Genomic DNA, 21,722 nt, shown 5'->3' with positions numbered 1-21,722 from the left:
ATTATGAACTATTTGGAGGATACAGTTGGAGGAGAATATGATAATATTAAATAACAATGTACAAACTCCTAAATATATACAAATTTATGAACAGCTTAGAGATGAGATCATAAGAGGGGAGCTGCCTGAGGGTTCAAAATTAGTATCTATCCGCTATTTTGCAGATTCACTTGCAGTTGGCAGAAATACGGTAGAAAAGGCTTACCTGCAGCTTTCTTCAGAAGGATATGTTGAAAGCAGAGTTGGAAGCGGATTTTATGTACAGGACATTCATAATATATTTTCCCTGGGTAATGATAGAAAGAGTGTTGAGTTTCCAACAGAGCATAAAGGACGTAAAATACAGGAAAATATGATCTGTAATTTTCAATATGGATACTTAAATCCACAGGACTTCCCTCAAAATATATGGCGAAAAGTTTCAATGAAAGCGTTGGCATCATTGAATACAGAAGATATGACAATGTATAGTGATCCCAAGGGTGAACTGCAGTTAAGAATAAAACTGGCAGAATATTTAAGGAAGTCCAGAGGTGTTTCCTGCAGTGCAGAGCAGATTATTTTATGCTCCGGTTTAGAGTCTGCACTATCTTTATTAAGTCAGCTGTTCCGGAATACTTACAGCCAAATCGCTTTTGAAGAGCCTGGCTATTTCGGCGCAAGAGAGATTTTTGAGCATAATGGATTTAATACGGTCTCTGTAAGCGTTGAAATAGATGGGGTAAATGTAAAAGAGTTAGAAAATAGCTCAGCTCAGGTGATTTATGTAACACCATCCCATCAATTTCCGACAGGTGCAGTTATGCCCATACAAAAGAGATTGCTTTTACTGGAGTGGGCTGCGAAAAACGATGGAATAATTATTGAAGATGATTATGACAGTGAATTACGTTACAATACAAGACCTATTCCATCAATCAGCAATGTCTCCGGAAATGAAAATGTTATATATATTGGAACAATGTCCAAGTCTTTATCCCCAAGTTTACGAGTCAGTTATATGGTATTGCCTCAGAAATGGCTGAAACGTTATGATGAAAAGTTTAAATTATATCAATCGCCTGTATCCATAATTCAACAGCGAATTCTTTATGAATTTATTTACTCCGGGCATTTTGAAAGTCATTTGCGTAAGTTATGTGTTATAAATAAACGTAAGCATGATCTGCTGATACGTCTGATTCATGAATTAATGAGCGACGAAGTAGTAATTCATGGTAAATATGCAGGCTTTCATATTCTGCTTGAATCCACACAGGGATTAACGGAAAAGGAAATGATTGAACGTGCAAAGGAATATGGGGTATTGGTTTACCCCGTATCAATATTTTGGCATGATGTTCCTTGTTATTCTAATAATATGGTTTTATTAAGCTTTGGAAATGTAACAGAAAAACAACTGACCAAAGGAATCGAGCAATTATCAAAGGCGTGGAGCAATCCCAATACACTTACGACATAGAATTTAAATATAAAATAATTGTCAAAAATGACTAATTAGCCTGTATTCTTGACAAACAGCCACTTATTCTGTATACTGACACCATAGATAGGTAACTATTTTCAAACGTTTTTAGAGGCTCTATTCTTAAAGAATAGAGCCTTTACCTTTGAAAGATAATAGATCAATAAATGATTGGAGGAATACGAGATGTCAATGAAAGATATAGAAAAAATGAAAAAATTACTGGAAGAGAAGAAATCCAAGGGTGCTTTTTTACAGGCTGAAAAGAAAATTGGCTGCGGTAAAGTTGAAAAGAGGAATAAGAATATAGGAATTGAATTTACAAGAACGCATAAAATTTCACAGTAAATGTGAATTAGGACAGACAATACAGATTTTAGAGGAGAATGCATGCAGTTTAAAGATTTAAAGATTATGCCTGATATTATTAAGGCACTGGAAAAAGAAAATTACGAAACTCCCACACCGATTCAGGAAGAAGCAATCCCCGTTATATTGGAAGGCAGGGATTTATTGGGCTGTGCCCAGACAGGTACTGGAAAGACGGCCGCATTTGCCATACCAACCCTTCAGCTCTTAAGCAAGGAAAATGCCCCTCGTACTACAAAACAAAATATTAGGGCGCTTGTTATAACACCAACCAGAGAACTGGCTCTTCAGATTCATGAAAGTTTTCATACCTACGGACAGTTTACCAATTTAAAAAGCTGTGTGGTCTTTGGAGGAGTATCCCAAAAACCACAGGAGGAAGAGTTAAAACGGGGAGTTGATATCCTTGTGGCAACTCCGGGCAGACTGCTGGCACTCATGGATCAGAAGCTTATAAATATAGATCATTTAAAAATACTGATTCTGGACGAAGCTGACCGTATGCTGGATATGGGATTTATAAATGATGTGAAAAAGATTATAGCAAAAACACCCCCAAAGAAGCAGACCTTGTTTTTTTCCGCTACGATGCCACCAGATATTGCCAGGCTGGCAGGTACGATTCTTAAAAATCCAGCGGAAGTAAAAATAACCCCGGTATCTTCAACCGTGGATACCATTAACCAGTATCTCTATTACACGGATAAAAGCAGTAAAAAGGATTTGCTTTTGCACATTCTGGAAAATAAAGAGATTGTTTCTGTCCTGGTATTTGTACGTACAAAGCATGGTGCGGACCGTCTGATCAAGCAATTGGCAAGGAGTAACGTATCGGCACAGGCGATTCACGGGGATAAATCCCAGGGAGCACGTCAGCGTGCACTAAGCTGCTTTAAAGACAAAACACTGCGGATTCTGCTTGCTACAGATATTGCAGCAAGAGGAATCGACATTGATGAATTAACCCATGTCATAAACTTTGACCTGCCGGATACTCCTGAGACATATGTACACCGGATTGGGCGTACAGGCAGAGCAGGCCTTTCCGGAACAGCAATATCCTTTTGCGATTTTGATGAAAAAGAGCAGCTGAAAGATATTGAACGGTTAATTGGAAAAAAATTAACAGAGGTGAGCGATCATCCTTATCCATTAAAAAATAACTTTCCGGCAATAAAAACCACTCAGCCCAAAAGAGATACAGGACGTACAGAAAAGGCAAAAAGCCATCCATCTTCACAGAAATCCAATGCGACATCAAAAAGAGAATCACACCAACCCGTAGCGGGAAAAAAGGCATCAGCCGCAAAGAAAAAATATCGGATGACAGCGGATGGTACATTAAAAGAGAAAAAGAGTTATAATAGTTTTTCAACAAGAAGAAAAAGCAGCAAATAAATAAGAGAGGCATTGAGATTGATGAAAATCTCAATGCCTCTCTTTTACTAAAGTACATGTCCATTTATAGGGGGAAAGATAGACAAAGCTGATCACATCAGATACAATTCTTATATCAAATAAAATGGGCTTTGCATTTAAATACACCTTCTGCAAAGTATACCTTTCAATTCTCTGATATAATTCCCACTGGAGGTAAGGCAATGGATTGGCAAAAGCAAATGAACCGGGCAATGGAATATATTGAAAATAATCTTTCGGGAAAACCAGACTATAATACAGCCGCGCAATATATGAATTGCTCTGAATGGGAGTTTCGTAGAATTTTTTCCTTTCTGACTCAAATCCCAGTATCGGAGTATATCCGCCGCAGGCGGTTAACCGTGGCAGTGAGTGACATCCGAAACGGAGATAAGATCATTGATATTGCACAGCGCTACGGATATGAGTCCCAGGCCGCTTTTGCAAGGGCATTCCGACAATTACATGGGGTAGCACCATCCCACGCCCGTGACAAGGGGATTATGCTGAACCAATTCCCGCCTTTAACCTTTAAACTGGTATTAATGGAGGGTATCGCAGTGGAAAGAGATGTGAATCAAAGAACAAATATTATTGGTGCAGGAGAAGTCGGCTATGCTGTATCGGTAGATCTGGACAGGGAAACTATTCATAAAACCAACAAATTATTTTGGGGTACAAAGGGAAACCAGGTGTTAGGAGCAACGGCACTTCCGCTTTATGGGGCATTTGTTTCGGAAGAAACGTGCCGTTTTTTTGATGAGGTAGCCGGTAAAAAAGTATTGGAAATAGGCTGTGGAAGTGGCCATTCACTACAGTATTTAGGGGAGCGCAGGGCATCTGAGCTATGGGGGATTGATATTACCAGGGAGCAGATAAATAAAGCAGAGCAGCATCTTAAGACGTGTAATCTCACAGCAAAACTGATTTGCTCGTCTATGGAAGAGGAGTGCGGGCTGCCAGAGGATTATTTTGATTTCGTCTATTCTGTATATGGGATAGGCTGGACCACTGATCTGGATGGAACATTCCGGCGGATTGCTTCTTATCTCAAAAAAGGAGGTGTATTTATTTTCAGCTGGTCACATCCCATACATAAATGTGTCGCAGCGGAAGACGATATGCTTGTCTTTAAAAAAAGTTATTTTGACGAATCATGGTACTCCGTCTCCGTTGGAGAAGGCGTGCTGTCGCTGTCAGACCGTAAATTATCAACTTACATCAATGCATTGGCACGGTCCGGATTCGTTATTGAACAGTTGATTGAAGAATCTGATGAGGACATAATAAAATTAAAGGACAACAGCTTTGCGAAGAAAGCCAGTATGCTCCCGGTTACGTTTGTTATGAAAGCAATTAAAAGATAGGTAAAATATTGATTGAAAATATATTTAATAACACGAAAAAACCGCACAGAACCATTTCCATAGGAATAAAATGAACTGAGAATAAAAATGCAATCGGAGCAGTTTACAGGAGTTTATATGGATGGTAGTAGTTATAGTAGTGGAGCATTAGCGAGTGCTGGATTACCCTATGATAATATAAACTGGTATGATATAGAAGGTCAGCCCTTTGGTCCAGCCTCCAAATTAAATGTTATTGTATTTAATGATGCCAATAACATTGTTGACGTGGAAGGACCTGTGGCCATTGGAGGAAGTTTTTACAGCCCAAGAGGTTTCAGCGCTGGTTTTTCCAGAGATAAGGGCAGCAGAGATGCCAATTACTCACCGGATCTGGTACGTTTTCTCGTTGGCGGCAATGTGGCAATGAGTGAGCCACTGGTGATTGTAGGTCATACGGTTGTCGGCGGCGGCTTCCGTGCAGGCAAGGGAAGCACATACTTAATTGGAAAAAGTGGAAAGGCGGACCAGGCAAAAGAGCTCGCAGCTTTATATCAGGCAAATGGCGGGAGTCAGTATTGGACACCATCAGACAAAGGAAATCATTATCTGATTTCCAGCTATGATGTTCCAAGATATATACCTGCAGGCAGAATACATGCAGACGTTTCAAAATTCTTTCAGGATGCAAAGAACGGAATTGGATACTATAAAAACTGTATTGATAATTTAACACCAACCGGAACTGTAGTAGATAATAATTACGAATGGATATTAAGGGGAAATGATCCTGTACAGAATGTATTCCTGATTGATGTGAGGCCAAACGGTCTGGTTAACAAAGGGATCCGTGCAGAAGTTCCCCAAGGCAGTAATGTTATCGTAAGGCTGAGAACAGGTCCTGATGCTCATCTTCAATATGGTCTCTATGGAGAAGAAAGTAAAGCCAACCGGACTTTGTATGTATTTGAGGATGCCACAAATATTTATATGGAAAAATCCTCCGATATCTGGGGAAGTATACTGGCACCCCAGGCAATGTTCCATGCCCATCCCACTGGCGGTCATGTAAGTGGTAACGCGGCTTTGGGGTCATTTGCAGTCAATGCGGCCAGCGGCTTTGAATTTCATTATTACCCCTTTGTGGGAGGCGTAATGTGCCAGGTTCCGGCACCAGAAGTGCCAGAGGTATCACCGGGAAATGAGGAGCAGCCTGTGGTATGTCCGACTTGTCCGGCACCCCCTGCACCTGTACCATGTCCGACCCCGCCGCCATGTCCCACACCTGAGCCATGTCCGACCCCGCCGCCATGCCCGACCTGCCCGACTCCGCCGCCATGTCCCAAGCCGGAACCATGCCCTGCCTGTCCGGTGTGCCCGAAGCCTGAGCCCTGCCCGGCATGTCCCAAACCTCAGCCGTGCCCGACCTGTCCGGTGTGCCCGAAGCCCGAGCCCTGTCCGACTTGTCCGGCGTGTCCGAAGCCCGAGCCCTGTCCAACATGTCCGGTCTGCCCAGAATGTCCGAAGCCTGAGCCCTGCCCAACATGTCCGGTCTGTCCGGTTTGTCCGGAGTGCCCGAAACCAGAACCCTGTCCGGTCTGTCCGGAATGTCCAAAGCCAGAGCCCTGTCCAGTCTGCCAGGAATGTCTGATTAAGCCAGGTATTATTGCTGGATGTATCTGGGGCTGCGGCTGCGGTGATTTCCATGATTGGGAAGTAAAATTATACAAGAGGGTCAATGATGTTGATACAATGATGTTCTGTATCAAGATCTGTGGCTGTGGCTGCTTTGAATTTGCAGCTCCTTATGATGGCTGCTATATTTTAAAAGTAAGGATGTGTGAGAACTGTTGGAACACATTCTGGTGTAAGCCAATTATTACACTGAATAACATCGGTGTAGCCAGTCTCATGATTGATTAATTATTATAAAATGTGTTTTGAATGATAAAAAACTGCCGCAAGCGGTTAATTACCCAATTGCGGCAGCTTTTTTGCATTTTAATAAACCCGGTCAGATTCATTATATTTTCTCAGATCTGATACAATGTAAATTAACATTATTATCTGAATAATCCAGTAAAAAGCTGTGTAGACATTTTTTCCATTTAACAATGCTTGATAAGCTATGGAGCAGACAAAATTATCTGCTGTATGGAACAAAAGAATCATCAGTATACTTTTACCTGAAGCATGGTAGATCCAGGTGCAGATTATGCTTAAAGAGATCGTCTGAATTAAATACAATAAAAACGAAATCTCATAACCATCTACATGGAACAAAAACATGGGTAAATGCCAACATGTCCAGACAATTCCAATTACAATACCAGAAGTACACGGAGATAGTTTTTTCTCCAGCTCCGGAAGCAGGAAACCTCTCCAGCCAAATTCTTCGCCCAGCGGTCCGCCGGCTATTAAAATTGCCCAAAAACAGACAAAAGCAGCAATTGGGTCAGAGATATTAAAGATGCCAATACTCTTATTAATCTGAAATGGCACTGAATGTTGAAATATGCCAGCCAATAAATGGGGGAATAGTAAGGAAAAAATTGTATAAAACGTAACGAATAAATACACATACCATTTAACCCGATAGTGCTTAAGACTGTTAAATAATGTCCTTAAACCTTCTTTTCCGCTTTTTCGATAAATAAATAAAATACCCATAACAGAAGGGACAAAGGAACCTAAAATACGAAAGAAACCGTTAATCTGAAAGGCCGCAAGCCATAAGCCCCATGTAACCAGGTAAGTACTTACGACAAAACATAATAGATGTTTCATATACCCGTTCATATGATTGGAACCTGGCTTTGGCATAATTATTCCTTTCAGAGTTATGATTTTATGGCCCAGCGTAATTTAGCACACCGGGCACGTCCGTTGGAATTACATTCTTCTGCAGAAGGTCTGATTGCATCAGGCGCGATTTCTTTATATATACCGCTTCGATGGAGACGCTGAAACGATTTTTTTACAAGACGGTCTTCCCCTGAATGAAAAGTAAGAATCGCCACACGCCCCCCTTTGGCCAGGGCATCCGGAAGTTTTTCTAAAAAGTCGTATAATACCTCGAATTCATTGTTCACATCAATCCGCAGCGCCTGGAAGCATCGCTGGCAGGATTTTTTAATTTCATTCTCTCTGTCCTTTTCCGGAATGAATTTCAGCGTATCTTTAATAATCTGCCGGAGCTGGCCGGTTGTTGCAACCTCTTCCCCTTTTTTTATTGCTAAAGTTACCGCACGGGCAATTTCTTCAGCATGAGGCTCGTCTGCATTCTCTAAAAGCATGCCGCATAATTCATTCTGGGATACGGTTTTTAAGCGCTCAGCAGCAGAGATTCCCTTTGTCGGATTCAGCCGCAGATCAAGAGGACCCTCGGTTTTAAATGAAAATCCCCGATCCGGGTTGTCTATCTGCATGGAAGATACACCCAAATCAGCCAGGATAAAATCCAGGGGACCGGACTCTGGGATTATCTCATCAATATTGGAAAAATTGGTTTGCCTGATTGTCAGTATCTCCGGACCATATCCCAGATTCTCCAGGCGTTCCCGCGTCCGGGGTAATTCGATAGAATCCACATCGGTTGCATACAAATGCCCTTTTGAATCCAGACATTTAAGCATCTCTAATGTATGACCGCCGTAGCCTAAGGTTGCGTCTAATCCGGTCTCGCCGGGGGTGATTTTTAAAATATCCAGTATTTCCTGTACGCAGATAGATCGATGCATGCCAGCTGGTGTATTGCCCTTTTGAATTACCTTAGCAACGGTATCAATATATAGTTCCGGATTTAATTCTTTATATTTATCCTTAAAAGCCTTTGGATGAGTCCCTTTGTATCTGGGACGGCGCTGATGTTTTTGTTCCTGATTATCCATTTTTGTTCCACCTTCTTAAAATATCTATTATAAATGTATCTGCTTACATGATAACAAACCCATGACAGAATGGCAAATGATTGTTTTTATTTTATTTCGTTATATAATGTAATTATCTATGTTTAAATGGGAGGTAAAAAATTATGTTATTGGATATTTTGAAATCCAGAAGAAGCATCAGGAAGTTTCAAAACAAAGAGATTGAACAGGAAAAGGTTGATACCATTCTAAAAAGTGCGCTGCTGGCCCCCTCATCCCGCTCCATAAGACCCTGGGAATTTGTAGCAGTCACCAATAAAGAAATAATAAACCAGCTTTCACAAAGCAGAGATCCTGGTTCGGGGTTTTTGGCAGGTGCCCCTCTTGCAATTGCGGTAATTGCAGATCATACACTTAGTGACGTTTGGATTGAAGATGTGTCCATAGCTGCAACAATAATACAGTTAACAGCTCAGGATTTAGGCCTTGGCTCGTGTTGGATTCAGGTGAGGGAAAGATTTCATAAAGAGCAGGAAACAGCTGGAGATTATATCAGAGAAGTTCTGGGAATACCTGGACGGTATAGTGTTGAATGCCTGATTTCCATTGGTTATCCTGATGAAGAGAAGAAACCGTATGAGGAAGATATGCTCAAGCGGGAAAAGCTGCATTTTGATAGATTTTAGTAATTTATGTAGGAAATATTTTGGCGGGAGAATTGAATGAATTGAAAAAGGCTTTTGCTGTAGGGATTGCAGGCGGCAGTTCATAAGGGACTGGGAACAGGGGGGACATTTGGAGATCATATTTAAGAGTGAATTTACCATGACATTGGACAGGTATTTATATTTTAGTAACAATCTTGTTGGTGAGGAGGCAAAAAGAAAGTACCGGGCATGGAAAAGTAGAAATATTTTATTTCTTATTATATCGTTACTATGTGCATTGATACTTGCGTTATTGAAAGAATTGATAGGAGCGTGTGTGCTTCTTGGTCTTGGTGCAGGTTTTACTTATAAGTGCTTTTATCAGTCTAACAGAGTAAATACAAAGGTTTATAATTGTATGCGAAAGTCGCTGGATTCGTCCGATTGGATCAGATCCACAACATTTACTGATGTAATGAAAATAAAAGAAGGAAATACGGAAAGTGTTTACGAATATTCTCACATTAAAAAAATCACAGAAGATAATGAGTACTTTTATCTATGGCACAATTCGGATTTTGTTTTCCGGATTCCCAAGGACAGCTTTGTCATTGGAGACAAAAAGGATTTTAAAAATTTTATTGCAGACAGAATTTATGAAAGCAGGGTTACAAGTTAACATAAAAATATAAAATTATATCCTCCACCGGGGCTTGCTGAGATTAAATAACGTTTTATAATTGTACTTAGCAGAAAGTAAAATTATGAAAGGTTGGTAAGAACATGCATATTCCAGACAATTATTTAAGTCCGTCGACCTGTGCCGCTATGGGGGCTGCCATGGTTCCTGTTTGGACAAAGGCAATCAGGAAGGTAAAGGAAGAGATTCCTAAAGCAAAGATACCCCTGCTTGGTGTGGGAGCAGCGTTTTCATTTCTTCTTATGATGTTTAATGTACCGCTTCCAGGAGGAACAACGGGGCATGCTGTAGGTGGTACGCTGCTGGCTATTTTAATGGGACCTTACGCCGCCTGCATCAGTGTTACGGTTGCTCTCTTCATTCAGGCTCTGTTATTTGGCGACGGTGGTATTCTTGCTTTTGGAGCGAATTGTTTTAATATGGCATTTGTTCTGCCGTTTTTTGGATATTATATTTATAAACTGATTAAAGATCATGTCAGGTCAGAAAAAGGGGAATACCTGGGTATTATTCTGGGCTCCTATGCTGGAATTAATATAGCTGCATTCTGTGCCGCCATTGAATTTGGAATTCAGCCTCTTTTATTTAAAGATGGCCGGGGGCAGGCACTTTATTGTCCTTACCCCCTCTCTGTTTCCATACCTGCCATGCTGATTCCCCATCTTCTGGTTGCAGGAATTGTGGAAGCTGTTTTTACGGCTGCAATTGTTGTTTACATAAAAAAGGTCTCTCCAGGTACATTTTATAAGGGCGCCAAAGAAAAGACGAGAGCTGTTTACGGTCTGGTAGCCGGGCTTATCTGCTTTACTCCCCTTGGTCTTCTGGCGACAGGAACCGCGTGGGGTGAATGGGGAGCAGATGAAATTAAAGAAGTAGTATCTGGGGGGAATGCACTGGGATTTGTTCCTCACGGTATGAAGGAAGGGTTTAATTTTAGTGCTGTTATGCCAGATTACGCAGTGAGCGGTCTGCCGGAAGCAGCAGGATATTTATTGTCTGCAGTTGCTGGTGTGGCAATCATGATTATATTCTTTAAGATACTCAGTAATCTGAAAAAAGAAAAGGCTGGAAACAACGTTGGATCATGAAGAAATTAAAGTAGATGATATGCCGGAATGGCTTTTAAAAAACGAGAACTACATACCGTCAGCCGATAAGGATACTTTTGTTAACAAAAGTATCCTGTCTGTATTTAAGGTGCTGTCCAGAATAAAAAAACAGGATTCACCAGGGGAAACAGGATTTCAAATGAATGTACCCCTCCAGGTTTTTGGCACACTCGTATTAATTTTACTGGTTTCACTCACAAGAAGCTTTGTATTTGTTATAATTGTAAATGTCTGGTTATTGGCGGTATTAAGCATGACGGATACATTGCGTATGGTAGTAATCTTAAAGCTGAGTATGGGTATTACTTTCTTTACGGCTATTGTCATGCTGCCGGCATTTGTTTTGGGTAATACCTATAGCAGTATCATGATCACTACAAAAGTGTTTGCTACAATCACTGCCATGGGTCTGCTTTCTCATTCCACAAGGTGGAGTGCACTTACACAGGCACTGAAACGATTTTATGTACCTGATATTTTTATATTCATACTTGATATTACAATCAAATATATTTATATGCTGGGTGAATTCTCGTTAAATATGTTTTATGCGCTAAAACTCCGGTCTGTGGGAAAGAACTGCAGCAAGTATTCGTCAATGGCGGGAATTACAGGAACTGTATTTCTTCAGTCCAAAGAAATGGCCGAGGATATGTATCATGCCATGGAATGCAGAGGATTTACGGGAGAGTATCATTTAAATGATAAGTCAAAGTTTAAATGGCGGGACTACCTCTATATTGGGATAATAGCTGTCTTTTTCACTTTATTTATTTACTTTGGAAGGGTGTAACATGATTAAACTAAAAGATGTCTGTTTTTCATATTCGGATATGATTGCATTGGATCACATTAATCTTAGCATAAAAACAGGTGAAGCAATTGCGTTAATGGGGGCAAATGGCTGCGGTAAGTCTACTCTGTTAAAGCTGATAAATGGAATTATTTCTCCAGACTTTGGAAGCTATCAGTTTCATGGGGAAGAAGTCACTCATAAAAAACTTCAGGATGAAAAATTTACAAAGCTTCTTCATCAGAAAATCGGATTCGTATTTCAAAATTCCGATACGCAGCTGTTTTGTTCCAGTGTCTATGATGAAGTTGCGTTTGGACCAAGGCAGATGGGGATTTTAGAATCAGAGGTGGAACATCGGGTAAATGACTGTCTTAATTTGCTGGGTATACAGGAATTCCATAATAGAATTCCATATCACTTAAGCGGAGGCGAAAAGCGGAAAGTCGCGATTGCCTGTGTGCTGTCATTAAATCCTGAGGTTCTGGTTCTTGATGAACCAATGAACGGACTTGATCCCAAGACCCAGAGATGGCTTGTGGATTTTTTGAAAAAGTTAAATAAAGCAGGGAAGACTTTAATAACTTCCACTCATAATCTTGAGCTTGTGCATGAAATATCCAATAGGGCTGTTCTTTTTGGTGAATCCCATACCATTGTGGCAGATATGGCCACCGAGGAGCTGCTAAAAGATGTGGAACTGTTAAAAAGGGTAAATCTTGTGGATACGTGTTATCAATACAAGGTGTAGACTTATATAGATGGAAAGACTTGATTAGTTGATCAGCCAAAGATATAATAAATTATTGATTAATAGTATTTTAGGGGAAAGAGAATGAAAAGAAAGGTGATTTTATTTGCAGCAGCAATGCTGACTTTAAGTCTTACTGCGGGATGCCAGAAGCAAAGGGCTGAGAACCTGCCTCAGGAGTCAGAAACTACCAGTGAGATCCATATTCAAATTGAAACGGGAAAGCAATCAAAAGACGAAGCCGGTCTGAATGTAAAGCTGGATGAAAACCGGATAATACCAGAGCAGTCCTTTCATGCGGAACTGGGTGACTGGGGAGATGTAAGGTTTGTATCATACGGCCCTGCAGCTGGTTCAGATTTTGAAGATGTCTCATTTTACCTGTTGAATAATGGTAAGGTGGTTTTTGTATTTCCTTATTATGGTGAAAATAATAAAACGGATCAATATGCCGGGCTTTTTGACAGTGTGGAGTCGGTGGCATTTCATGATGTAAATGGGGATAATTTAAAGGATGTAATTGTTATTATTAACTACATTACCGGTGCCGGTCCCCAGGGGATGGAACCACGCCCCAAAGCCAGAATATTCCTCGCGGATAAAAAGGGCTTTATTCTGGCGAAGGATATGACAGACGATGTTAATGATCATATTGAGGAAAAAGATATGAGCATGGGGCACATTTACGATTATCTGAAAAATAAATAACTGCTGATTGCTTTTATGGCTTATTTAAACAAGCGCCCCAGGTGTTCAAAGGACACTGGGAGCGCTTGTTTTTATATAATTTATTTTTTAGTTTACAAATCTCTCCCTCCATTCTTTTTATCAGGTAGATTTGCAGATCAATTGCTTCTCCGTCTATGCCGGCTAAGGGGGGCCATTTGAAATTTTAAAATTCCAGGAGGTAATAAAAGATGAATAAAACAATTGCAAAATCAGTAGGTAATTCCAACCCTCTGATCGATCACCACTTAGGAGCTGATCCGTTTGCCCTGACTTACAATGGAAGAGTTTACATCTATATGTCCAGCGACAATTATGAGTACAACGCAGATGGATCAATCAAAGAAAACAGTTTTAATAATTTAAAGAGTGTTTTTGTAATATCTTCAGAAGATATGGTTAACTGGACCGATCATGGAGCCATTCCGGTAGCAGGTGCAAACGGCGCTAACGCAGGGCAGGGAATTGCAAAATGGGCAGGCGGCTCCTGGGCACCGGCAGCTGCGGTGAAAAATATAAATGGCAAGGACAAATTTTTCCTTTATTTCGCTAATGGCGGAAACGGCATCGGCGTATTGACGGCTGACAGCCCCATTGGTCCATGGAGTGATCCCCTGGGCAGGGCGCTGGTATCAGGCAATACACCAGGTATCTCCGGTGTAGTATGGCTCTTTGATCCGGCTGTCTTTGTAGACAGTGACGGAACAGGATATCTGTACTGCGGCGGCGGAATTCCGGGAGGCAATAATCCGTCTCAGTCCCAGTGGGCAAATCCAAAGACTGCCAGAGTTCTCCGGTTGGGCCAGGATATGATCAGTATTGTTGGAAGCGCTTCTACCATTGATGCTCCATTCATGTTTGAAGATTCTGGAATCCACAAGTATAATGGAGTTTATTACTACTCTTACTGCATTAATTTTTCCGGCTCTCACCCAGGAAGCGTTCCTCCAGGAGAAATCGGATATATGACCAGCAATAGTCCTATGGGACCATTTACCTATCGAGGTCATTTCTTAAAGAACCCAGGCAACTTTTTCGGAGGCGGAGGCAATAACCATCACTGTGTTTTTCAGTTTAAAAATCAGTGGTACGTGGTTTATCATACTCAGACCGTGAGTCTTGCATTATATGGTTCCGGTAAAGGTTACCGTTCTCCGCACATTAACCAGTTGTTCCACAACAGCGATGGAACCATTCGTGAGGTTGCAGCAAACTTTGCAGGAGTGGGTCAGCTTTCCAATTTAGATCCATATAAACGGGTGGAAGCGGAAACCATGGGCTGGAACGGCAGAATTTTAACAGAAAAGAGCAATGCTTCCGGAGGTCCTGTTAACAATCAGAATGTAACAGGTATTAATAACGGAGACTGGATTGCTGTGGGAAATGCAGATTTTGGTTCAACAGGTGCCAAACGTTTTAAGGCTAACGTTGCTTCAACTTCCGGAGGTAAGATTGAGGTTCGTCTTGACAGTGAAAACGGTACACTGGTAGGAACTCTAAATGTGCCGAATACCGGCGGTATGCAGAACTGGAAAGAAGTAGAAACAACGATCAGCGGTGCCACCGGGGTTCATAAACTGTTCTTCGCGTTTACTGGAAATGGCAGCGGAAACTTATTTAATTTCGACTATTGGCAGTTTATGTAAAGGGGATCTATGATGGATAATAATATAAATGAAACAATAAAAGCAGCCTGGCAGTCTGATAATGGAAATGGTACTTACACCAATCCGATTTTAAATGCGGATTACCCTGACATTGCAGCTATTCGGGTTGGAAAAGATTTTTATATGGTCAGCTCTACGTTTGTGTCCTTTCCCTCCATACCAATCATGCATTCAAAGGATCTGGTAAACTGGGAGATAATCGGCTATGTGACTGCAGATTTAAACGGAACCGGGAAATCTTATACCCTCACAAACAATTTTGAGGATTATGGGCATGGCTGCTGGGCACCTACGATTGCCTATCGTAACGGTGTTTATTATGTGGGAATTTATCAGGCACAGGGCAAGTTTATTCTGTGTACTTCCACCAATCCGGCGGGGCCTTATACGAAAACAGTGTTTAATCAGGGATTCCATGATCCGGCGCTGTTTCTTGATGACGATGGAACAGGATATATTATTTCAGAAGCAAATGATGTGAAAATCAGTAAACTGAGCGGGGATTATAAGTCTGTGGTAAACAGCAAAGTATCCACCCGTATTGAAGGAATCACCGGCAAGTATCTGGTGGAAGGCACTCATGTTATAAAAAAGAACGGGTATTACTACATATTCCGGAATTCTACACCACCAGAATCCTATACGTATTGTCTGCGGTCCAAAAATATTTACGGTCCTTACGAAATGAGAATCCTTTTAAATGGACCCAGAATACCAGGCGGTAGCCAGATTCATCAGGGAGGTCCCATTGATACCCCGACCGGAGAGTGGTGGTTCTATGTATTTCAGGATGGAAACGGCTTAGGACGCCGTGATATTCTGGTACCCATGCAGTGGCAGAATGACTGGCCGGTGCTGGGGGATCCGTCTACCATTAAGAATGTGACAATCGGAGGAAAGAGCTACCCTATGGGAAGTGTTCCCATTACGTACAGAAAACCAGATGTGGGTGCTTCTTATCCGGTAGTGTCTATTCCTGACAGCGATGAATTTAATTCCACTGTTCTGGGAGTTCAGTGGCAGTGGAACCATTATCCGGACAACAGCAAATGGTCACTTAGCGAGCGCCCCGGGTATTTACGGCTTCGCGCAAAACAAGCCAATAATTTGTGGAGAGCAACGAATACGCTTACCCAGAGAGTTCAGGGACCGGACTGTCAGGGAACCATTGAGTTGGATACTGCCAATATGGCAGATGGGGATCAGGCAGGACTTTGTCTGTTAAACATTCCTTATGGTTCCATCGGTGTGGTGAAATCTGCAGGTGTGAAAAAGATTGTTGCCAATATCAATGCTAAGGAAGATGCCCAGGGAGTGATCACCAGTGGCCCTGAACTTCGCAGTAATATTGTGTATTTACGGGCCAGTGCCAATCTACTTACAGATAAGGCAGTCTTTTCTTACAGTACAGACAATGTGAATTTCACTCAGCTTGGAGGACAGCTGAATATGCCGTTTGACCTTGGGTTCTTCCAGGGTGATAAGTTTGGTATTTATAACTTTAACACAGCATCAGCCGGTGGATTTGTTGATGTTAACTGGTTCCGTTTTGCCTCCTCAAACAGAAAAACAACAGGGACTGCGGAGGCATCTGTCGCAGAAGATATGCTGGTAACAGGTATGGCGGTATCCGCGTCAGGCGGAGATGCAGCCATCAATCTGGCAGCACAAAAGCAGCTGATCCGGGGGTACGGAGGAATCAACCACCCTGCATGGATTGGCGATCTTACGGCGGCTCAGAGAGAGACTGCATTTGGAAACGGAAATAACCAGCTGGGATTTAGTATTTTAAGAATTTATATTGATGAAAATAAGAATAATTGGAGCAGGGAACTGGCGACGGCGAAAAAGGCAAAGGAAAAGGGCGCCTTATTGTTTGCTTCCCCATGGAATCCGCCCAGTGATATGGCAGAGACATTCACCCGCAACGGTGTAGCAAATCAGAAGCGGCTTAAGTACGATAAGTACGGTGCCTATGCCCAGCATCTCAATGATTTTGTCAACTTTATGAAGAACAATGGAGTGGAGCTTTACGCCATATCCGTTCAGAATGAACCTGATTATGCACATACCTGGACCTGGTGGACTCCGTCTGAAATGCTGAACTTCATGAAAAATTATGCAGGAACCATTAACTGCAAAGTTATCGCACCGGAATCATTTTCTTATATGAAGAACATGTCAGATCCCATATTAAATGATTCTCAGGCTCTTGCCAATATGGATATTCTTGGAGCACATCTTTATGGTACACCGGAGGGAAGCTTCTCGTATCCGCTTTTCAAGCAGAAAGGAGCAAATAAGGAGCTTTGGATGACTGAGGTATATTATCCAAACAGCAATAATAATTCCGCTGATTTATGGCCGGAGGCACTTGAGGTTTCCTATCACATTCACAATGCCATGGTACTAGGTGATTTCCAGGCATACGTATGGTGGTATATCCGCAGACAGTATGGTCCCATGAAGGAAGACGGAACAATCAGCAAACGAGGCTATAATATGGCACATTTCTCCAAATTTGTCAGACCTGGCTATGTGAGGGTGGACGCTTCTGCGAATCCGTCAAATGGTGTTTATATTTCCGCTTACAAAGGAGATAATAAGGCAGTAATTGTAGCAATTAATAAGAATACATCGGCTGTCAGTCAGAAATTTACTTTCCAGAACGGGGCCGGAGGTTCGGTATCCTCCTGGATCACAGACGGAAGCAGAAATCTTGCAGCAGGTTCCAGTTACAGTGTATCCGGTAATTCCTTCACTGCCCAGCTTCCAGCCAGAAGTGTCACAACCTTCGTAACCAGTTTAAGCTAAGCAGGCGTATAAAAAATGAATGAGGCAGGGTGCTCTGACGGTCAGTCAGGGTGCCCTGTTTCATCAGCTAAATTCTTAAGTATTTTGATTTGTATTTACGGGCTGGGAAACTGGTATTATAATACGCTTATAATGAAAATGAGAGAGGAGAAAGATGAAGAAAGAATTACCCTATTTCAGTATTGGAGATTCCTTCGGGGGAAATCAGGACTGGTTCCGGGATCCGATGATGCATTTAGGCGGCTGCGGAGCCGCGGCTGCGTGTGATGTCTGCATTAATCTGGCGCTCCATCACAACAAAACTCATCTGTATCCATCTGATATCCAGGAACTTGACAAGGAAGCTTACATTAGGTTTTCCAGCACGATGAAGCCGTATCTGAGACCGCGCTTTGGTGGGATTGATACGCTGGAAGTGTTTATGGATGGATTTAATCAATATTTAGAATATGTAAATGAGAAGAAGATACAGCTGTCCGGCTGTCCTGGCGATACGCCTGCAAAGGAAGCAGCAGCTAAAGTGAAAGATCAGATTGACCGGGGAATTCCCATTCCTTTTTTACAGCTTCGCCATAAGAATGTGAACTTTAAGGATCTGGTGTGGCATTGGTTTATGCTGGTGGGATATGAAGAATTTGAGGATGAATTTTATGTAAAAATTGCTACCTACGGTGGATTTCGCTGGCTTTCCTTCTATGAATTGTGGGAGACAGGATATAATCGTAAGGGTGGTATGGTGTTACTGCAGCAGCAGAATGAGTAAGGAGATACGATCCTCCTGTTAAAATTTCAGTGCCCGCCTCCTTGAGACAGAGGCGGGCACTTTTGTGGGCAGAGCACGGAAGCTGTTTATCATTTACTGCGTCAGGCAGCCGCCAAGTCTCCCGGACTTCTTCTGCCAATGGTTCTGACTGCGGAAACAGCAAATATCAGCATTAGTATTAAGGTACATACATAATAGCGGCCGCGTACGCTGCCACCAGCCAAAATATAAGATACTCTTGTTACTACGTAGGGAGCCAGTGTCTGACCGATGTTAACAACAGCTCCGTTAATAGCGATGCATAAAGTAATGGCCGCTGGAGAAACGCTGGAGATGATATTGGTGATGATCTGTGGAAATACCATCATCATACCGACACCTGTAAGAAGGCCTGAAACATAGACAAGAATCGGTGAGTATGCCAGGGCCATGGAAAGAAGACCGAGAGCAGAAAGCAGGAAGCCCGCAGGAAGAGTCCATTTCTTAAGAGCATTTGCAATTTTTCCATAGACCGCTCCGCAGATAAATCCTCCGATGGTGAGCATGGAAAGGCCAATCCCGGATATAGCTGCAGTACCGATTCCTTCGCCTTCCACAAATAGGGATAAGTTTACTGCAAAACAGTGTAGGAATGTCATGTAGACAAATATGACTGCATACCAGTAGAACACGGCCCCTGGAAGCTTCATCTTCTGTCCGGCAGTACCTTCTTTTTTCTTCCGAACCGGCTGATCCTGGGGAAGGCAGAACAATACACCGAAAAATGCTGCAAGACCAAGAAGATGAACAAGGAATATGTATTTATAGCTTATAACAACTACAATTCCCCCAATAATGGTCATTATGATGCTCCCTACTGAGCCGGAACTGTTTAACCAGCCCAGTATGGTATCTCTTTCTGAAGGTGCGTCAGCAAAGCTTTCGAAAATAATCGCCTGGCTGAGGGGCTGGAGTAAACCGATTCCAAGACCCACCAGTAACCTTGAAAAATACAGTACTGTAAAGGAATCAGAAAAAAATGGGATACATCCGCCTGCTGTAAAAATGCACAGAGCAATCAGAGACAGTGTCTTTTTTGAAATTACATTAGCAATTGGCCCGGATAGAAAACTCACTACAACAATAACAAGAGCCGGAATCGTGATCAGTGTCTGAATGGTCTCGATGCTTACGTCCGGATAAGCTGCTGCAATACTGCTTAAACCAGCGGAAATAGCCATTGCCCCCATTGATATTAGTCCCAGAAACAAAATCCCTATAACTGTTTTGATATTACCCTTAAACATAAAATTCCCCTCTCAATAATGACCTGTTCTAACTGAGTAATAATCAGCGAAGCTTGTAAGCCTCACGGTATCCGGAAGCAACGGCCTGTTTGATTCTGCCGATGTGGCTGGCATCACCGATCACGATTACGTTCATAAATTCTTTCTTCAGTTCATCAGCCAGCTGGTTCTCTGGTTTTACCCCAAGTGAAAGTACCACAGCGTCTGCAGCCAGAGTCTTCTTATTTCCGTCTTTATCTTCCAAAACAACTCCATCAGGCAGTATTTCAAGCAACTTATGGCCGGGATAATATTCTGGATTAGAAGCGCCCAGTTTTTTCTTAATATCAGTCAGTGGCTGCCAGTAAGCTCCAGGTCCGATCTCATCTGCCATGTCCACAATTTCCAGAGTATTTCCCAAGTCTGCCAGCAGTTCAGCAGTTTCCATGCCGGTCAGTCCGGAGCCAATGACTGCTATTTTTTTATGAGAAAAGGATGTCTTTCCGCTTAAAATATCTTCCGTTGTATAGACATTGGAACCACTTACACCAGGAATAGATCCGGGAATGACTGGTTTTGAACCGGTGGCGACGAATACTGCATGGGGGTTCAGCATTTTAATTTCCTCTGTTGTAGCGGGAGTATTAAGTCGAACGTCCACATTCAGCTTCTTAAACATGCTTTCATAGTATTCGCCCAACCAGCCCATTTTTTCTTTGCATGGGGGTTTTGAGCCAAGCCATACCTGACCTCCAAGGTGATCACATTTTTCAAATAATGTAACAGCGAAACCTCTCTGGGCAAGTGTCAGTGCGGCTTCCATTCCAGCAGGACCAGCTCCGATTACTGCAACGCAGCGCCCGTTACCGTTGGTTTCAATGTCATTATAAAACCACTCCTGTCCGGTACGTGGGTTGACAGAGCAGTTAATGCCGTCAAACATTGTCTCCATACAGTTAAGGCAGGAGATACAGCGTCGGATTTCATCCGTGCGGCCGCTTTTCGCTTTATTGCACCACTCCGGATCGGCAAGCAGTCCGCGGGCAATGGTCACTCCGTCGGTGCGTCCCTGGGCAATAATACTTTCCGCAAATTCCGGATTACGGATCACTCCCACTGCAAACACGGGAACATCAATTACTTTTTTAATCGCTTCTGCAAGATATACCTTCCAGCCTTCCGGATAGGAAACTGGCTCCCATGCCTCGTTCATTGTTTCATATACACCTGCAGAGACATTTACTGCATCAATTCCAAAGGGTACTAAATATTTAACGATTTCAATGGATTCCTCCAGTTTTAAACCTGTTTCATTCTCTGGAATTGGAAATACAGAGCGCTCCAGGAATTCATCTGCTGATATTCTCAGCATAATTGGGTAGTCGCCCAGTCTCTCACGAATCCCTGTGACAATTTCCTGAATAATGCGGGCGCGTTTCTGGGGGCTGCCGCCGTATTTATCCGTTCTTTTATTGGTGTAGGGAGAGAGAAACTGATTGAGCATGTAGCCGTGGGCAGCGTGGATCTCAACGCCGTCGATTCCAGCTTTTTTACACCGTTCTGCACCGTCTACAAACTGCTTTACAAGCTCTTCTACCTGTTCGGTCGTCATCTCAAAGCAGGGCCAGTTTATCAGCAGGCTTTTCACTCCGCTGGGGGTTGCGCACATTCCCCCTGGTACTGCGGTCTGGCGGCCTGGGTGGTGAAGCTGAACGAAGATGGCGCTGTCATAATAATGTACCGCATCGGCGAGTCTTGTGAGGTCGGGAATAAACTTGTCATCAGTGACAGAAGTCTGGCGGTCACCCATCATACCATGTTCCTCATTTACACGGGTTACTTCGTTAACGATAAGTCCCACTCCGCCCTTTGCACGGGCAGCATAGTATGCGATTTCCTTATCAGAGACTGTCTGATCCGGATTGGCAGTCATGTTGCCCATTGCGCCCATGACCACACGGTTTCTGATTGTTAAAGAGCCTATTTTTAAAGGAGAAAATAAATTTGGATAGTTCATAG

At 42.5% G+C, this 21,722-nt stretch carries 18 protein-coding genes; 14 read left to right on the top strand and 4 right to left on the bottom strand.

All coding sequences use genetic code 11. The annotated features are described in order from the left end of the window. Nucleotides 1-37 precede the first annotated feature (37 nt). The 5 genes from pdxR (at nt 38) to ABS301_RS08780 (ending at nt 6,522) form a co-directional block, all read left to right on the top strand. Nucleotides 38-1,462 (top strand): MocR-like pyridoxine biosynthesis transcription factor PdxR, encoded by a 1,425-nt coding sequence (gene pdxR / locus ABS301_RS08800; RefSeq protein ID WP_349671867.1) that lies wholly within the window; start codon nt 38-40, stop codon nt 1,460-1,462. Between the two features lie 189 nt (nt 1,463-1,651). Further along, nucleotides 1,652-1,813, top strand: coding sequence for a hypothetical protein (locus ABS301_RS08795; protein WP_170072144.1), 162 nt, complete (start codon nt 1,652-1,654; stop codon nt 1,811-1,813). Nucleotides 1,814-1,855: 42 nt separating this feature from the next. Then, complete coding sequence (locus ABS301_RS08790; RefSeq protein WP_349671866.1) at nt 1,856-3,232, top strand: DEAD/DEAH box helicase; 1,377 nt, start codon at nt 1,856-1,858, stop codon at nt 3,230-3,232. A 203-nt stretch (nt 3,233-3,435) separates the two neighbouring features. Next, nucleotides 3,436-4,620 (top strand): helix-turn-helix domain-containing protein, encoded by a 1,185-nt coding sequence (locus ABS301_RS08785; protein ID WP_349671865.1) that lies wholly within the window; start codon nt 3,436-3,438, stop codon nt 4,618-4,620. 117 nt (nt 4,621-4,737) lie between these two features. After that, a complete protein-coding gene (locus ABS301_RS08780) occupies nt 4,738-6,522 on the top strand; it encodes a collagen-binding domain-containing protein (protein ID WP_349671864.1) in 1,785 nt (594 codons plus the stop codon). A gap of 78 nt (nt 6,523-6,600) precedes the next feature. On the opposite strand, the gene ABS301_RS08775 is transcribed toward ABS301_RS08780, so the two are convergent. Both ABS301_RS08775 and rsmH read right to left on the bottom strand, forming a co-directional pair. Next, nucleotides 6,601-7,422 (bottom strand): CPBP family intramembrane glutamic endopeptidase, encoded by an 822-nt coding sequence (locus tag ABS301_RS08775; protein ID WP_349671863.1) that lies wholly within the window; start codon nt 7,420-7,422, stop codon nt 6,601-6,603. 17 nt (nt 7,423-7,439) lie between these two features. Beyond that, nucleotides 7,440-8,489 (bottom strand): 16S rRNA (cytosine(1402)-N(4))-methyltransferase RsmH, encoded by a 1,050-nt coding sequence (gene rsmH, locus ABS301_RS08770; protein WP_349671862.1) that lies wholly within the window; start codon nt 8,487-8,489, stop codon nt 7,440-7,442. Between the two features lie 143 nt (nt 8,490-8,632). On the opposite strand from rsmH, the gene ABS301_RS08765 reads away from it, so the two are divergent. The 9 genes from ABS301_RS08765 to ABS301_RS08725 all read left to right on the top strand — a co-directional run bounded on the left by ABS301_RS08765 (nt 8,633) and on the right by ABS301_RS08725 (nt 18,438). After that, nucleotides 8,633-9,154, top strand: coding sequence for a nitroreductase family protein (locus ABS301_RS08765; protein WP_349671861.1), 522 nt, complete (start codon nt 8,633-8,635; stop codon nt 9,152-9,154). 109 nt (nt 9,155-9,263) lie between these two features. Further along, nucleotides 9,264-9,794 carry a YcxB family protein gene (locus ABS301_RS08760; protein ID WP_349671860.1) on the top strand — a complete coding sequence of 177 codons (531 nt, stop codon included), beginning with the start codon at nt 9,264-9,266 and terminating at the stop codon, nt 9,792-9,794. 104 nt (nt 9,795-9,898) lie between these two features. Further along, nucleotides 9,899-10,903, top strand: coding sequence for a cobalt transporter CbiM (gene cbiM / locus ABS301_RS08755; protein WP_349671859.1), 1,005 nt, complete (start codon nt 9,899-9,901; stop codon nt 10,901-10,903). Continuing rightward, nucleotides 10,893-11,717: an energy-coupling factor transporter transmembrane component T gene (locus ABS301_RS08750; protein WP_349671858.1), complete on the top strand. Its 825-nt coding sequence runs from the start codon at nt 10,893-10,895 to the stop codon at nt 11,715-11,717. Before cbiM ends, ABS301_RS08750 begins: the two co-directional genes overlap by 11 nt. A gap of 1 nt (nt 11,718) precedes the next feature. Further along, entirely contained in the window at nt 11,719-12,468 is a 750-nt protein-coding gene (locus tag ABS301_RS08745) for an energy-coupling factor ABC transporter ATP-binding protein (protein ID WP_349671857.1), read from the top strand. An 84-nt stretch (nt 12,469-12,552) separates the two neighbouring features. Next, nucleotides 12,553-13,176 carry a hypothetical protein gene (locus tag ABS301_RS08740; protein ID WP_349671856.1) on the top strand — a complete coding sequence of 208 codons (624 nt, stop codon included), beginning with the start codon at nt 12,553-12,555 and terminating at the stop codon, nt 13,174-13,176. A gap of 209 nt (nt 13,177-13,385) precedes the next feature. Then, nucleotides 13,386-14,840 (top strand): glycoside hydrolase family 43 protein, encoded by a 1,455-nt coding sequence (locus ABS301_RS08735; protein ID WP_349671855.1) that lies wholly within the window; start codon nt 13,386-13,388, stop codon nt 14,838-14,840. 9 nt (nt 14,841-14,849) lie between these two features. After that, a complete protein-coding gene (xynC, locus tag ABS301_RS08730; protein ID WP_349671854.1) occupies nt 14,850-17,675 on the top strand; it encodes a glucuronoarabinoxylan endo-1,4-beta-xylanase XynC in 2,826 nt (941 codons plus the stop codon). A gap of 154 nt (nt 17,676-17,829) precedes the next feature. Next, nucleotides 17,830-18,438 (top strand): hypothetical protein, encoded by a 609-nt coding sequence (locus tag ABS301_RS08725; RefSeq protein ID WP_349671853.1) that lies wholly within the window; start codon nt 17,830-17,832, stop codon nt 18,436-18,438. A gap of 101 nt (nt 18,439-18,539) precedes the next feature. Here ABS301_RS08725 and ABS301_RS08720 read toward each other — a convergent pair whose 3' ends face one another. Both ABS301_RS08720 and ABS301_RS08715 read right to left on the bottom strand, forming a co-directional pair. Continuing rightward, complete coding sequence (locus ABS301_RS08720) at nt 18,540-19,724, bottom strand: MFS transporter (protein ID WP_349671852.1); 1,185 nt, start codon at nt 19,722-19,724, stop codon at nt 18,540-18,542. Between the two features lie 43 nt (nt 19,725-19,767). Then, entirely contained in the window at nt 19,768-21,720 is a 1,953-nt protein-coding gene (locus ABS301_RS08715; RefSeq protein ID WP_349671851.1) for an oxidoreductase, read from the bottom strand. Between the last annotated feature and the right edge of the window lie 2 nt (nt 21,721-21,722).

The sequence above is a fragment of the Lacrimispora sp. genome, assembly GCF_031982545.1.
Taxonomy (GTDB): domain Bacteria; phylum Bacillota; class Clostridia; order Lachnospirales; family Lachnospiraceae; genus Lacrimispora.
The sequence above is the reverse complement of the archived record's forward strand: the minus strand, read 5'-3'. Positions and strand labels throughout refer to the sequence as shown.